This is a genomic window from Deferrisoma palaeochoriense, assembly GCF_054656955.1.
Map to the genome: position 1 here is coordinate 25,277 of NZ_BAAHXI010000015.1, position 13,984 is coordinate 39,260.

The 13,984-nt window shown below is 72.3% G+C and carries 9 protein-coding genes; 5 read left to right on the forward strand and 4 right to left on the reverse strand.

The genetic code is table 11. The annotated features are described in order from the left end of the window. Positions 1–17: 17 nt before the first annotated feature. The 3 genes from ACYQ8L_RS06130 to rfaE2 are packed head-to-tail and all read left to right on the forward strand — an operon-like array spanning position 18 to position 3,624. Positions 18–1,466 (forward strand): ligand-binding sensor domain-containing protein, encoded by a 1,449-nt coding sequence (locus ACYQ8L_RS06130; RefSeq protein ID WP_459940897.1) that lies wholly within the window; start codon positions 18–20, stop codon positions 1,464–1,466. Next, complete coding sequence (locus ACYQ8L_RS06135; RefSeq protein ID WP_459940898.1) at positions 1,463–3,079, forward strand: LysM peptidoglycan-binding domain-containing protein; 1,617 nt, start codon at positions 1,463–1,465, stop codon at positions 3,077–3,079. The genes ACYQ8L_RS06130 and ACYQ8L_RS06135 overlap by 4 nt, the downstream gene beginning before the upstream one ends. Positions 3,080–3,099: 20 nt before the next feature. Further along, complete coding sequence (rfaE2, locus tag ACYQ8L_RS06140) at positions 3,100–3,624, forward strand: D-glycero-beta-D-manno-heptose 1-phosphate adenylyltransferase (RefSeq protein ID WP_459940899.1); 525 nt, start codon at positions 3,100–3,102, stop codon at positions 3,622–3,624. A gap of 91 nt (positions 3,625–3,715) precedes the next feature. On the opposite strand, the gene ACYQ8L_RS06145 is transcribed toward rfaE2, so the two are convergent. The 4 genes from ACYQ8L_RS06145 to glnE form a co-directional block, all read right to left on the reverse strand. Then, positions 3,716–4,972 (reverse strand): multiheme c-type cytochrome, encoded by a 1,257-nt coding sequence (locus ACYQ8L_RS06145; RefSeq protein WP_459940900.1) that lies wholly within the window; start codon positions 4,970–4,972, stop codon positions 3,716–3,718. 78 nt (positions 4,973–5,050) lie between these two features. Beyond that, on the reverse strand, positions 5,051–5,194 hold the full coding sequence (locus ACYQ8L_RS06150; RefSeq protein WP_459940901.1) for a hypothetical protein: 144 nt from the start codon (positions 5,192–5,194) through the stop codon (positions 5,051–5,053). Then, positions 5,191–7,089 carry a DUF4388 domain-containing protein gene (locus ACYQ8L_RS06155; RefSeq protein WP_459940902.1) on the reverse strand — a complete coding sequence of 633 codons (1,899 nt, stop codon included), beginning with the start codon at positions 7,087–7,089 and terminating at the stop codon, positions 5,191–5,193. Before ACYQ8L_RS06155 ends, ACYQ8L_RS06150 begins: the two co-directional genes overlap by 4 nt. 546 nt (positions 7,090–7,635) lie before the next feature. Continuing rightward, on the reverse strand, positions 7,636–10,533 hold the full coding sequence (gene glnE / locus ACYQ8L_RS06160) for a bifunctional [glutamate--ammonia ligase]-adenylyl-L-tyrosine phosphorylase/[glutamate--ammonia-ligase] adenylyltransferase (RefSeq protein WP_459940903.1): 2,898 nt from the start codon (positions 10,531–10,533) through the stop codon (positions 7,636–7,638). 112 nt (positions 10,534–10,645) lie between these two features. Between glnE and ACYQ8L_RS06165 the strand changes: the two genes are divergently transcribed. Both ACYQ8L_RS06165 and ACYQ8L_RS06170 read left to right on the forward strand, forming a co-directional pair. Continuing rightward, positions 10,646–12,526 carry a two-component system sensor histidine kinase NtrB gene (locus tag ACYQ8L_RS06165; protein WP_459940904.1) on the forward strand — a complete coding sequence of 627 codons (1,881 nt, stop codon included), beginning with the start codon at positions 10,646–10,648 and terminating at the stop codon, positions 12,524–12,526. Further along, complete coding sequence (locus ACYQ8L_RS06170) at positions 12,526–13,983, forward strand: HD domain-containing phosphohydrolase (protein WP_459940905.1); 1,458 nt, start codon at positions 12,526–12,528, stop codon at positions 13,981–13,983. Before ACYQ8L_RS06165 ends, ACYQ8L_RS06170 begins: the two co-directional genes overlap by 1 nt. The last annotated feature ends 1 nt before the right edge of the window (position 13,984 follow it).

A 13,984-nucleotide genomic window follows, 5' to 3' on the forward strand; every position in this document is an offset into this window, starting at 1 on the left:
TCCGCGGAGGAGCCGCCATGAGACCGTTCCGAGCCCCGATCTTTTTTCTTTTCGCCGCCCTGATGATCCCGCCCGCGGGCGCCCGGGCCCAGTACGACCTGCACCTCCACGTGCCGGAGAAATCGTTCTCGACCCTGGGCCTCCCCCTGGCGACGGGCAGGGTGAACGGGCTTGCAGCCGACGGGGCGAACCGGGTCTGGGTGTCAACCCCCAACGGCATCTCGGCCCTCGCCCCCGCCGCCGGCGCAAACCCGGCCCAACCCGCCACCCTGTTCGGCCGGGCCACCTTCTTTCCGTTTCGGCAAACCGACGGCCTCCTCTCCGACACCGCGACGGCCGTGACCTTCGCCCAGATCGGAAACGACGAGTACTTTTTCGCCGGGTTCACCACGGGCCTCCAGTACGGCCGGGTGCTTTCGACCTCGGGGCTTTCGCTCCCCCAAGACGCCACCCTGTTCCAGGGGCAGGACGACGCCCAGCACGTGAACGACCTCGCTTCCGCGGGAACCCAGCGGGTGTGGGTGGCCACCAACGCCGGCCTCCGGGAGTGGGACGTCTCGGGCCAGGCTCCCCAGGAGACCACGGACAGCCCGTACTCCGACGGCGATACGGTCGCGGCCGTGGCTGTGGCGCCGGGTTCCCCGACCACGGCCGCCTACCTGGCCGGGGGGCAAGTCCTGCTCGTGGACTCGGGCGGGTCCCCCGTGGCCCTCGACACCCCGGGAGCCACCGGGGATCTCATCGACCTGCTCTATGACGACCAAGGAAACCTGTGGGTCCTGGGGGAGGACAAGGTCTGGCAGTATGCCGCCTCAAACCTGACGGACCCCCAGTCCGCGGCGCCGAGCTTCGAAACCGCCGTGCCAGACGGGCTCGTGCCCCACGCCCTCGGGTTTGACGCCGTGGAGCAGGCCCTGTGGCTCGCCGCCGGCACCGACGGGGCCTGGTTCGCCGTGTGGGACGGCACCAGCCTTTCGGAATGGGCCCAGGTCCTCGATGGGGGCACACCGGTCCCGTCCAGCACCAAGAACACGTTTCAGGTCTTCGCCGACCCGGCCGGGAACATCTGGTTCGGCACCGACGGCGGTGTCGAGGCCCTGGTGGCCCGGTTCCTCTCCATCGACAGCACCCGGTACCTGGGGTTCGGCACGACCGCCCGGGTCATCGTACTCGACGTAGCCGCGGCCGGGAGCGGCGCGATCCAGGTCCAGGTGAACGGCGAGGACAAGGAGGTTCCCGAAACCGAGAATCCGGGGGTGTTCAGCCGGACGCTTCGGTTCTCGGAAACCGCCGGGCCCGACGCCATCCAGGTCTCCAGCACGGCCGAAGACACCCCGATCGAATTCCGGTACGAGTACGACGCGAACCGGGCGCTGGTGGCCCGCGCCTCCTGGGCCAACATCGAGGACTTCGAGGACGACCTGTGGATCGGCGGCCCGTGCTTCCTGGAGGTTCTGGGCCGGTGAAACCGCGCGGGGCGGCGGCCGCGCTCCTCCTCGCCCTCGCGGTTCCCGCGTGGCCGGCCGACGAGGCCCCTCCTCCTCCGGGCACCACCATCCGGCTGGAGCGCACCCTCTCGGTGGAGCGCCGGGGGAACCGCTCCGTGTTCGCGGAAACCCGGGAGATCCAACCGGGGGAGAGCCTCTGGAGGATCCTCCGCACCGAGTACCGGGTGGACGCCGAGGCCTTACCGACGTTCGTGGAGGCGTTTCGGGAGCTCAACCCCGGCGTCGACCCCGACCGGCTCCGGCCGGGCCAGCGGGTGAGGGTGCCGTTCAAGATCGAGGAACGCCTGGCCCCGCAGGAGGAATCGCCCCGGGAGCAGACGTACACGGTGCAGCCCGGGGACAGTCTATGGAAGGTTCTCACGCAACGGTTCGGGGTCACCCGCGACGAGATGCCCCGGGCCCTCGAGGCGGTGGCCAAGGCGAATCCCCGCATCCGGGACCTGAATCGCCTTTACGTCGGCCAGCGGCTCCGCATTCCCCCCGAGGTCGCAAACCCGGAGGGGGCCCCGCCCAAGCCCGTCCAGGTCCCTCCCTCCCACGCCACGGTCCTGGGCCTCCTCCGGGAGCTGGGCTGCCAGGTCACCGACACCGGGGAGACGTTCCTGCCCCTGGGCCGGGGAAGGACGCTGCGGCTCCCCGCCAAGTACTTTCCACTCGTGACCGGCCCTTCGGGCCGGAAGGTGTTCCTGGATCCCGGCGAACGGCTGGCCGCGACCCTTGCCACTGAGGTGGAGCGAACCTGGGGCTACGGGGTGGTGCGGGGGGTGGACCCGGATCCCGAAACCCAGCTCGGCCGGCTCCTGCCCCACCTAGGGTTCCACGAGCTCACCGAGGGGCCCCGCACGGTGGCCCTGGGGGGCGGGGCCGAGCTCTGGATCCTGGCCCGGTGGACCGTGGTGCCCCGGCCCGAAGACCTGTGGGAGGGAAAGGTCCACGTGTTCCTGCGGGCCGGCGGCGAGGTGCTGCCCGGACTCGCGGCGGAGGTGCGCCGGCTCGGCATGGAGCTCCACCGGCTCGGCGCGGCCCTCCCGGCCCGCGCCGGCGAGGAGCCGGGCGGGTTTCGGCCGACCACCCTTTCCATGGCCGACCGGGCCACCGGCGCGGCCGCGCTCTTATCGGCCCTCGGGGTTCCCCACCGGGTGCGGCCGGAGCTAGACCTCGACCTCGCCGGCGGCATCCGGTACCGGGTGCGGCCGGAGCTTTGGTTTCGGTGGTCCGGACTCGATTACGCCGTGCCCCCTCCCGGTGCCGGCCGGCTGGAGGATCTGCTCCGGCGTGCCGGGTACTTCACCGTACGGTGGCCCGAGGGCGTCTCGGACCTGGCCGTGCTTCGGGACATCTTGGCCCTTTTGGGCGTGCCCCACGCCGCCACCACGGTGGAGGCGCCGGCCGGCCAGGCCGTGCGGCTGCGGGTGCCCGGCCTCGTGATCGACGACGAGCGATTGACCGGACGACTCTACCCCGCCCGGGCCGCCGGGGAGAAGCTGTTCCTGACCGAGGCGAAGCTCTCGCCCGCGCTGTGGCCGGTGCTTCGGGCCGAGGGGCTCCTGCCCTGGGTCGTGGAGCGGTGAGCCACCCCCGGGAGTAGATCATGCCTTCCCACCACCCCACCCCCATCGACCAAAAGATCCTGTCCGCGGAAAGGCTCGTCGAGGAACTGGCCCCGCGGCGGGCCTCCGGCGAGACCGTCGTGTTCACCAACGGGTGCTTCGACATCTTGCACCCCGGACACGTGCGCTACCTGGAGGCGGCCCGGGCCCTGGGGGACTGCCTGGTGGTGGGGCTGAACAGCGACGCCAGCGTGCGGCGGCTCAAGGGCCCCACCCGGCCCGTGTGCACCCAGGAGGAGCGGGCCACGGTGCTCGCCGCCCTCGCCAGCGTGGACTACGTGGTGGTGTTCGAAGAGGATACCCCCCTGCGGCTCATCGAGGCCGTTCGCCCCGACGTGCTCGTGAAGGGGGGCGACTGGGCGCCCGAGGCGATCGTGGGCCGCGAGGAGGTGGAACGGCGCGGCGGCCGGGTGGTCACGATCCCCGTTGTGGAAGGGAAGTCCACCACCGGCATCGTGGAACGGATCCTAGCGATGCACGCAGATGCCGGGACGCGCGAGCGGTAGAAGGGGGGGCCCAACGCCGTCCGCCTCCCCGCTTCCCAGCCTCCCAGCCTCCCCGCTTCCCAGCCTCCTAGCCTCCCAGCCGCCCAGCCGCCTAGCCTTCCGGACACCGGATCGCGTCGCGGGCCTTTGGAAAATCAAAGGCCTCTTCCCCCCTGTGGTACCCCCGATGGCACCTCCGGCAGGTCGCGGGCGGGGGCGAGCGCACGATGTTCCCCCGGCCCCGGTGGTTCACCCCCGGCCCGTGGCAGGCCTCGCAGGCCACGGTGGGCTCGGTGAACGCGCCCCCCTCCCGTACCATCCGGGTGGCGTGGCATTCCAGGCAGGCCGGATCGGGCTTCTTGCCCCGGAGCGGTCCGTACGCCCTGGCGTGGGGGGTGTTGACCCAGTTTCGGTACGCCCGGGGGTGGCACCCCCGGCACCCGGCCGAACCCGTGTGGGTGGCCCGGGCTGCGGGGGCGGCGGGCCGGGGAGGCACCGGCGGGGGGCTGCCCGTGACCCTGCGCACCCACCCGGATACCTCCGGGTCCTCGGGCACGCCCGGCGCGAGCGGCACGATGCGGTGGGTGAACCGTGCCCGGGCGGTCGCCAGGCGCTCCAACGCCGCCCGGGCCACCGCGGCCTGCCGGTCCCACGTGTTTCGCACCGCGGGGGCCGTGTCAGGCGAGGCGTTTTGGAGCTCGGCCTCGGCCGCGGCGAGCCGCGCCCGCCAGATCCCCTCCTGGGCCCCATTCACCGGATCGCGCCACCGCCCCAGGCTCGCGGCGTCGGTCTCCAGCACCCCCAGGAACCGCCCCCGATCCCCCGCGTGGAGGATCACCGTGTCGCCCACCACCGGGGGCTCGGGAAGGTAGGGGTAGGTTCCCCCGCCCACCAGAAACGCGACCCCGGGAACCCGCTTCGCCAGATCCTTTTCGGCCTCGAGCCCGAGGTTCGAGAGCACGATCACGGTCTCCACGCCCCGGCCCCGGAGCTCCCCCAGCGCGGTTTGAAGGGCCTCGGCCGGATCGTCCACCCGGATGCCGAGGCGGGCGTCGTCACCCGGCGAGGGCCGGGTGAGGCCCACGATCCCCACCTCGCCGGCCCCCCATCGCGCGATCCGCCAGGCCGGAAAGGTCCGCCGCCCCTCGGCGTCGAAGAGGTTCGCCGAGACCCAGGGCACGCCCCATCCCCCGGCCAGGGCCTCGAGGAACCCCAACCCGGCCGCCAGGTCGAGCCGCCCCACGTTCACGGCGGCGGCCCCGCAGCGCACCAGCACCCGGGCCACCAGGGCCGCCCGCTCCCGAAGGGGCCGTCCCGGCTCCCCGGCCGGCACCGCCGGCGCGCGGAAGAGGGCGTCCCCGGCGTCCACGTAGAGCAGATCCCCGGTCTTGCGGAGTTCCGAGATCTTCGCGGCTCTTCGGGCGAGACCCCCGAACCTGCCGCTCTTTCACCCGCAGGGCTCGATCTCGCCCCGGACGCCCGAGGTGTAGGCGAGCAAAAGAGTGGGTTCCCGGCCCGGCACGGCACGGGCCGAAACCGTCAGCGCGAGCGCCACCGCCAACACCCCCCCGGTCAGCCGTCCCAGCGTCATGTGCGTCTCCCGCGAAAAAGAAGCCCCAGCCCCTTCGCCTTCTGCCGTTCGTCCTCCTGGTCGAGGCGCCGCAACTCCCGCAGGGCGTCCGTGTGGCGCGGGTCTCGCCGCAGGGCCTCCCGGAACGACCGTCGGGCCCCGGCCGCGTCGCCGTCCAGAAGCGCCAGCCGGCCAAGCCGAAACCAGGGCTCGGCCGCCCCGGGAAGGAGTTCCGCAGACCGCTGGAAGAGGGCGCGCGCCTCGGCCAGGGCCCCGTCGCGGCCGGCGGCCGCCTGGCGTAGCCGCGCGAGCCCCAGGTGGAGCACGTATTCCCCCTCGTCGGGGTTTACGGCGAGCGCCTCCTCGAAGGCCCGGGCGGCCTCGTCCCACCGTCGCCGCCGCAACAACTGCCGGCCCTCCTGGAACCGGGCCTCGGCCGAAAGGATGTCGCCCGCGTCCCTCGACTCCGGCTCCGCCCCCTGGAGGAACCGCAGGTACTCGTCCCGCCGGGCCTGGGTCTTGATGGCGTCGTAGGCGGTCTGGACCAACCGGAAGATCTCGCCGTAGATGCCTTTGAGGGCCTCGGGCTCCCCCGGCGAGAGGACGTCGGGGTGGTAATCCTTGGCCTTCTGGAGGTAGGCGTGGCGGACCGCCTCGTCCGAGTCCCCCACCCGCACCCCCAGCACCTGGAAATAGTTGCGGCGCCGGAGGGCGTCGAGCTCCCGGCGCGCCCGGCGCACCCGTTCCAGGTCCGCGAGATCCAGGTCCTCGCCCTCCCGGTCCGCGGCCCCCAGCAGGCCGTAGACCAGCAGGTAGTACAGCACCCGCACCTCGGCCTCTCCCTGGGCCTCGGCAAGGAGCCGCCCCAACGGTTCCCCATGGCGGCGGCGCACCATATGGAGAAATTGGAGATGATCCCGGTCCAGGTTCACCCGCGCGGCCAGGTCGAACAGATCGCCCCTCAGGCCGATGGGGATCCCCTCGTAGGGGGCCAGGGCCGCGGTGACCCGTTCGTAGGGGTACCGCCCCAGCACCCCCTCCCACACCAGCCGGTCCACCTCGAAGGGGGGGCCAGGGATCTCGGCCGGGGGCGCCCGGAACTCGCCGACCCGGAACTCCCCCTCGGGCCAGGAGAACACGTCGAGGCACTTCTCCCAGAGGTTGTGCCGCAGCGCCCCGTGGAGGGCGTCGGGGTGGATCGCCCCTTCGGCCACCAGGAACTCCCCGAGCCGCCGTCGCTCGGCCCGCATGGCCTCGAGGCCCCGCCGGTAGAGGTCCTCGTCGATCATCCCCTCGGCCAGGAGGAACCGGCTCAGGGTTTCGGCCAACCGGTTCGAAAGCGCGAACACGACCCGGCCCTCCCGGAAGAAGAGGGTCTTTCGCACCCGGCCCATCCGAAGGTCGAGGCAGGCGTCGGCGCGGCTGCGGGCCAGGTCCCGGAGCACCGCCGGGAGTTCCACGGCGGCCAGGGTGCCCGCCGAGGCCGTCCCTCTCCCGTTCCCGAACAGGGGTGCCACGTGGGCCGGCCGCTCCCGGGGCGCGAGCACCTGGGACAGCCGGGCCCGCACCGAGGGCAGGTGGAACGGTTTGCGGAAGAACTCGAGGGCGCCGAGCTGCCCCACGGCTTCGGCGCGCACGTCGGCCTCCCGGAACACGGCGCTCATCACGATCACCGCGGCCTCCCGGCCCCCCCGGAGCGCCCGGATCCGCCGCAGGAGGTCCATCCCCCCCTTGCGGGGAAGGAGGAGATCGAGGAGCACCAGATCCGGCCCCACCTCGAGGAACCGTTGGTACCCCTCCTCGTCCGTGGACGCGATGAGCGGTTCGACCTCGACGCCCTCGATCTCCCGGAGCACCTCCACGAGGAGCCCCTGGGTCCCCGGGTCGTCATCCACGATGAGCACTCGTTTCCGCATGGGCTGTTTCCGCTGGGCGGCCGGACGGCGAGGCGGCCTGGCCGCGAAGATCCTGGAAGGCTCCCGTAGGCCGCGGCGCGCGGCCCGTTCACTAGAACACTATTACTCCGGCGGCTAAATAGCCACGGCCGGGGGCATGGGGCCTGCTGGAGCGCCAGGCGTGGCTCCTACAGTCGCTGCATCCGGCACTCAGCCAACGACTGGGACCCTTCCGGCCAAGCGGACTGACGAAAACACCCAGAGTTCCCAAATGGTTCCATCCATCCGGCTGAGTGCCGGATGCAGCGTAAGCCGGATGCCGCACTCACGCACGGCCGGAAGCAGGCCCCATGCCCTCGCGATCTCCTTGCGCGCCTGTATTGACGCCGGGTTAATAACTTCTCCGTTTCGGCCACAAGGTGAATCGCCACGGTCTGGGCCAAAGGACCGGGGACCGAGGACCGGGGACCGTAGACCGAAGTTCCTTGGAATCCGGACTCCTTGTCAGGGGCTACCCTGCAGGAGGCCCCATCTCCGGGGCCGAAGGCCGCGGGGCTCAGACCGATCTTACCGATCGTCCGCCCGGTCGAGATCCATGAGTTTCGCGTACACCGCCCGGATCCGGTCCCTCCACCGCCCCACCGACTCCGCGAGCGCCTCGCCGGAGGGAAACCCGAGGCCCCGGGCCAGGTCGGCCAGGGTGTCCGGGTCCCGGGGCAGGAGATCGGTGGGGCGCTCCGACAGGATCCGGAGCCGGGCCTCCACCCGCCGGAGGAACCGGTACCCCTCCTCCAGGACTTCGGCGTCCCCGGCCGACACGGCCCCCCCCTGCCGAAGCCCCTCCAGGGCGGCCAGGGTGGACGGGCTGCGGGCCGCCCCGATCCGCCACCCGTGAAGGAGTTGCAGGGCCTGCACGGCGAACTCCACGTCCACGAGGCCGCCGGGGCCGGCCTTGAGGTCCACCCGGCCCCGCTCCTCCCGGGCCACCTCCCGCTCGATCCGCTCCCGCATGGCCGCGATCTCGGGCCGGGGGTCCCGGGCCGGGGGACCGGCGTAGAGCACCTCGTCCGCGATCTCCCGCACCCGGAGGCCCAGCTCGGGGTCTCCCGCCACGGGCCGGAGCCGGATCAGGGCCTGCCTCTCCCAGGTCTGGCTCTCCCCCCGATGGTAGGCCTCGAACGCCTCGAGCGAGGTCACCAGGGGGCCCGCGTTCCCCGAGGGCCGGAGCCGCGCGTCCATGCGAAACGCCACCCCCTCGCGGGTCCGGGTGTTCAGCGCCGTGATAAGCCGCTGGGCGAGCCGGGCGAAGTACTCGGCGTTCGAGAGCGGGCGGCCCGCCCCCCCCGTGGTCTCGCCCATCCCTTCGTACACGAACACGACGTCCAGGTCGGAATGGTAGTCGATCTCCTCCCCCCCGAGTTTCCCCATGCCGAGCACGGCGAACCGTGCCTCGCGGCCGTCGGTCAGGAGGGGTTTGCCGTGGCGTTTCCGGAGGTTCCGCCCCGCCCGGGCGAGCGCAGCGGCCAGGCACGCCTCGGCCACACGTGTCACCTGGCGGGTAACGCCCTCCGGGGGGAGGTCGCCCCAAAGGTCGTGGAGCGCGATCCGCAGAAACTCTGCGTTGCGGAACCGACGAAGCGCATCCAACGCCTCTTCGTCGTCCATGTCCTCCAGGGCCGCCGTCAACTCCTCCACCATCTCGTCGGGCGACCGGCCCTCGGGAGCCCCGGGGCCGAGCACGAGCTCGTCCAGGAGCTCCGGGTGGCTCACCAGGTACCGGGAGAGGAACCGGCTCGTCCCGAACAGCTGTACGAGCAGCCGGGCGGTGGCCGGATTCTCCTCGAGGAGCGCCAGGTACGAGGCCCGGGCCCCCGAGGAATCCAGAAACTCCCCCAGATACTCCAGGGCCTGGTCGGGGTGGGGGGACCGCCGAACCTCCGCGAGGAGCCGCGCCCCGATGCGGCCCAGGATCCGGCGGCTGCGGGGTGACGGCGGGACCCGCCCCCCGGAGCCCCGGAGTCGCTCCAACCCCTCCCACGCGCGGCCCGGGTTCCGGAACCCCGCCGCCGCCAGGCGTTCCAGGGCCTCTTCGCGTTCCCGCAGGGCCAGGAGCGCCTGGGCCTCGGCGTCGTCCCCCTCCTCCCATTCGCGGCTTGCCCCGTGCATCAGACGGCCGTACTCTCCGTGGACGTCGATCCGAACCTCCTCGAGCGCCTCCTCCAGGAGCCTCACCCGGTCGGGGCCGTCGAACCCCATGCGGCGGGCCAGGGCCCCGAGTTCCTCGAGATCGGCCGGCAACCGATGGGTCTGGCGGAAATGGAGCGCCTGCACGGCGTGCTCGAGACCCCGCAGGAACCCGTAGGCCCTGGCCAGTCGCCGGGCGACCTCGGGATCCACGATGCCGGCCCGGGCGATGCGCTCGAGCCCCTCCCAGGTGGTTCCGCCCCGCACCACCGGGGTCCGGCCGCCGTGGATCAACTGGAAGGTCTGGACGAAAAACTCCACCTCCCGGATGCCCCCCCGCCCCAGCTTGAGGTCGTGGCCGCCCAATCGCCGGGCCGCGGCCCGGTCGATCCGGGCCTTCATCTCCTTGAGGTCCTCCACGGTGGTGTAATCGAGGCTGCGGCGGTACACAAACGGCTCCACCTCCCGCAGAAACCGCTCTCCCAACGCCCGGTCGCCGGCCACGGGCCGGGCCCGCAGCAGCGCCGCCCGCTCCCAGGTCTGGCCCCAGGACTGGTAGTAGAGCACCGCGTTTTCCACCGAGTGGGCGGCCGGGCCGCTTCGCCCCTCGGGCCGAAGCCCCAGGTCCACCCGGAACACCCACCCGTCCGGGGTCACCCGGCCGAGGAGTTCCACCACCCGGGAGACGATCCGCGAAACAAAGCGGTCGGCGTCCGGATCCTCCCCCTCGGTGTCGTAGAGGAACACGAGGTCCACGTCGGAGCTCAGGTTGAGCTCCCGCCCGCCGAGCTTCCCCATGCCCAGGGCCACGATCCGGCGGCCGGAGGCCGGACCGGCCTCGGCCCAGGCCACCCCAAGGGCCGCGTCCACCGCGGCCTCCGCGAGTGCGCTCACCTCGGCCGCGGTCACGTGCACCGGCGCGAGCCCCGCGGCCTCCCGGGCCACGATCCGGAGCATCTCCTCGGCCCGTACCCTGCGCAGCGCAACCTCGGGGGCCTCGCCCGATTCGAGCGCCGCATCGATCCGGCGCCGGATGTCCTGGGGACCCAGGGCCCCGGTCAGGTCCGGCTCCAAAAGTCGCAGCGCCAGCTCGGGACGCCGGCGCACCCACCGTCCCACCTCGGGGCTTGCCCCCAGGGCCGCCGTGAGCGCGGTCGCGGCCGAAGAGGGCCACCGCGCCGGGTCCACCCCCCTGTCGTGCAGCACCGCGAGCCCCTCGTCGGCCCACCGGGGATGGGCGGGGACGAGGGGGCTTCGGCCCGGGCCGGATTCAGGGCTCATGTCGTTGGCATCCCCTGCCGATTTCTGGATATGATGTCGAGTCTTTCCCGGGCCCCCCGGCGCGCAGACTAGCCGCCGGTGCTCGGCCGGGTCAACGGAGATCCCACACCCCATGGCCTACACCGCCGAAAGCCTGCCGTTTACCTGGGCCGGATCCCGGTTCCCCGAGCTCGAGCCCGAGCTCGGGGCCGCCGGGTTCTCCCCGGCCGCCGGCACCCCCGCCCTCGTGCTGGTGACTGCGTCGGGGGCCTCGGTGCCCGAGCGCGTGCGCGAGGCCCGGGCCCGCTGGCCCGAGGCCCTAGTGGCGGCCGTGGTGGAGGAACCCGGCCGGGTGGCCGAGGCCGTGGCCGCTGGGGCCCACGAGGCGGTTTCGCCCGACGATCCCGAGGCGCTTCGGGCCGCGCGGTTTCGGGGCCTGGCCGAGCGGGCCCGGATGCGCCAGATGCTCCGGGAGCAGCAGGAGGCCACCGGAGCCCAGCTCGCGGCCTACATGGAGCAACTCCGGGCCAGCCAGGAAAACCTCCGGGATCTCTACGACGAACTCGAGGAGCACACCCGGGGCCTCGAGGCCCTGGTGGAAGCTCAGCGGGTGTTCGTGAAAAGCCAGGTGCCCGGCGAGATCCTCGACCACCTGGCCGGGGCCCTGGAGAAGATCTTGCCCGGCGCGGAAACCTCCCTGGTGCCGGAGGCCGCCGAACCCGCGTTCCGGCCCACGCCCCAGGCCTGGACCGAGGCGCGGGTGCCGGTGGAGGGAAACCCGCCGATGCATCTATGGGTCCGGTCGGCCGGGGGCCGGTCGTTCGGCACCCGGGAGAAGGGCCTCGTGGAGCTCTTCGCGGCCCAGGGGGCGGAGGCCCTTCGCCGCAGCCGGCTGTACCAGGCCCTGAGCGTGGGCAAGGACGAGTGGGAACGCACGTTCGATGCGATCCCCGACACCATCGCCATCTTGGACCGGGGGTTCCGGATCCGCCGGGCCAACCGGGCCCTGGCCCGGCTGGCCGGGGTTCACCCCCGGGAACTCATCGGCAGGCGGTGCCACGAGGTGCTCCACGGGGGGGACCACCCGTGTCCGGGCTGCCCCGTTCCCGGGGTGTTCGAGGCCGGCCCGGATGCCCCGCCGGCCGAGACGGAGCTGCGCTGGAACGGGCGCACCTACCTCTACCGGGCGTGCCCCCTGGTGGGCCCCTCGGGCGAGGTGGTGGCCGCGGTGGCCTACGCCCGGGACGTGACCCGGGAACGGGAACTCGCCCGCGCCGTGGAGCGGCACGAAAAGTTCATCACCGTGGGCCAGATCGCGGCGGGCATCGCCCACGAGATCAACAACCCCCTGACCGCGGTGTCCTCCTACGCCCAGCTCCTGGAGATGCGCCTGGAGGAGCCCAAGCACCGGGAAGGGGCCCGCCGGATCCGGGAAGGGGTCGACCGGATCCACCGGCTCGTGCGAAACCTCATGAGCTTCGTGCGGCCCCGGGACGAAGGGGTGTACCCGGTGGACGTGAACCAGGTGACGGCCGAGGCCCTTTCCTTCGCCCGGTACGACCTCTCCCGGGGAAACGTCCGCCTCGTGGAAGAACTGGCCCCCGATCTGCCCAAGGTGCTCGGAAACCGCGAGGAACTGGAGCAGGTGTTGCTGAACCTTCTGACCAACGCCCGCGACGCCGTGGCCGGCCGGGGGACGATCCGGGTCCGGACCGGCTCGTCCGGGGCCGCCGTGTGGGTGGAGGTGGAGGACGACGGCCCGGGCATCCCGCAGGAGCATCGGGAGCGGGTGTTCGAGCCGTTTTTCACGACCAAACCGGCCGGCAAGGGCACGGGGCTGGGGCTGTTCGTGGCCCTGGGCATCGTGCGCCGGCTGGGGGGAGAACTGGGCCTGGAACCCCGCGCCCCGCGGGGCACGGTGGCGCGGGTCCGGCTGCCCGCGTTTCGGGCCGGGCCCGAGGGGAGGGCGGCGAAACCGGAACCCGACTCGCCGTCTGAAGGAGCAAGCGCGTGATGGAGGACGAACGGACCCACCGGCCCCGCGTGCTGGTGGTGGACGACGAAGAGGACATCACCGGGGTCCTGGCCGACATCCTGGAGGAGCAGGGCTACAGCGTCGACGAGGCCGCCGACGGGGACGAGGCCTGGGAGCTCGCCCAGAAGGACCCCTACGACGTCGTGGTCACCGACCTCAAGATGCCCCGCATGGGGGGGCTCGAGCTCCTGCGGGAGATCCGAAAGGCCGGCCACCCGTCCATCGTGATCATGATGACCGGGTTCGCCACGGTCGAGACCGCCATCGAGGCCCTGAAGATCGGGGCCTACGACTACATCCTCAAGCCGTTCAAGGTGGGCGAACTCATCCAGGTGGTGAACCGGGCCGTCGAGAAACTCCGCCTCGAGGCCGAGAACCTGCAACTGAGGGAGCAGGTCACCCTGCTTCGGCTGAGCGAGGCCGTCTCCTCGAGCCTTTCCCTCGACGAGGTCCTGCGGATCGTGGTGGAGGCGGCGTGCAAGGAGGTGGGGGCCGACGCCGTGGAGCTGTGGTTCCGGCCGCCCAAGGAAGAAGGATTCACCCGTCGGCTGGGTCTGGGGCCCAACGGCGACGAGACGCCGCTCCTGGCCGCCCCGGACCGGCTGGAAACCCTGCTTGGCGCCAAGCCCCACGTCCAGGTGCAGGGAGAGGACCTCGCCTCGCTTCTCACCGATGCCGGCCGGAGCCGGATGCACACGCTCCTCTCCGTGCCGCTCCGGCGGGGCGGCCAGGTGCTGGGGCTCCTGAACGCCTACTCCCGCCGCAAGCGGGCCCCGTTCCGGCCCCGGGAGGAGAAGGCCCTGATCGTGCTCGGGGACCGGGCCGCGGCGAGCCTGGAGAACGCCCTTCTCTACGCCGACCTGGAGAACACCTTCCGGGAGACGATCCAGGGGCTGGCGCTCGCCATCGAGACCAAGGACGCGTACACCCACGGCCACTCCGAGAACGTGACCCGGCTCGCCGTGGCGGCGGCCCGGGAAATGGGCCTCGACGAGGACTTCTGTCAGACGCTCCGGCAGGCGGGGCTCCTGCACGACATCGGGAAGATCGGGATCTCGAGCTCCATCTTGAACAAACCCGGCCGGCTCACCCCCGAGGAGTACGACATCATCAAGGGCCATCCCGCCATGGGCAAGCGGATCCTGGAACCCATCTCGTTCCTGCGGGACGTGGTGCCCATCGTGTACCACCACCACGAGCGGTTCGACGGCAAGGGATACCCCGAGGGGCTCGCGGGGGAGGAGATTCCCCTGGCCTCCCGGGTGATGGCCGTGGCCGACACCTACGACGCCATGACGAGCGACCGGGCCTACCGGAAAGGGCTGAGCCACGACGTCGCGATCGCGGAGCTCGAGCGGTGCGCCGGGACCCAGTTCGACCCCGAGTGCGTGAAGGCGTTTCTGGCGGCCCACCCCCGGCCCAAGCCCAAGCCGTAGC

Coding starts and splice junctions, on each gene's coding strand:
- ACYQ8L_RS06150 (WP_459940901.1), bottom strand. CDS start 5,194: ATGACGCTGGGACGGCTGACCGGGGGGGTGTTGGCGGTGGCGCTCGCG.
- ACYQ8L_RS06130 (WP_459940897.1), top strand. CDS start 18: ATGAGACCGTTCCGAGCCCCGATCTTTTTTCTTTTCGCCGCCCTGATG.
- rfaE2 (WP_459940899.1), top strand. CDS start 3,100: ATGCCTTCCCACCACCCCACCCCCATCGACCAAAAGATCCTGTCCGCG.
- ACYQ8L_RS06170 (WP_459940905.1), top strand. CDS start 12,526: ATGGAGGACGAACGGACCCACCGGCCCCGCGTGCTGGTGGTGGACGAC.
- glnE (WP_459940903.1), bottom strand. CDS start 10,533: ATGAGCCCTGAATCCGGCCCGGGCCGAAGCCCCCTCGTCCCCGCCCAT.
- ACYQ8L_RS06155 (WP_459940902.1), bottom strand. CDS start 7,089: ATGCGGAAACGAGTGCTCATCGTGGATGACGACCCGGGGACCCAGGGG.
- ACYQ8L_RS06165 (WP_459940904.1), top strand. CDS start 10,646: ATGGCCTACACCGCCGAAAGCCTGCCGTTTACCTGGGCCGGATCCCGG.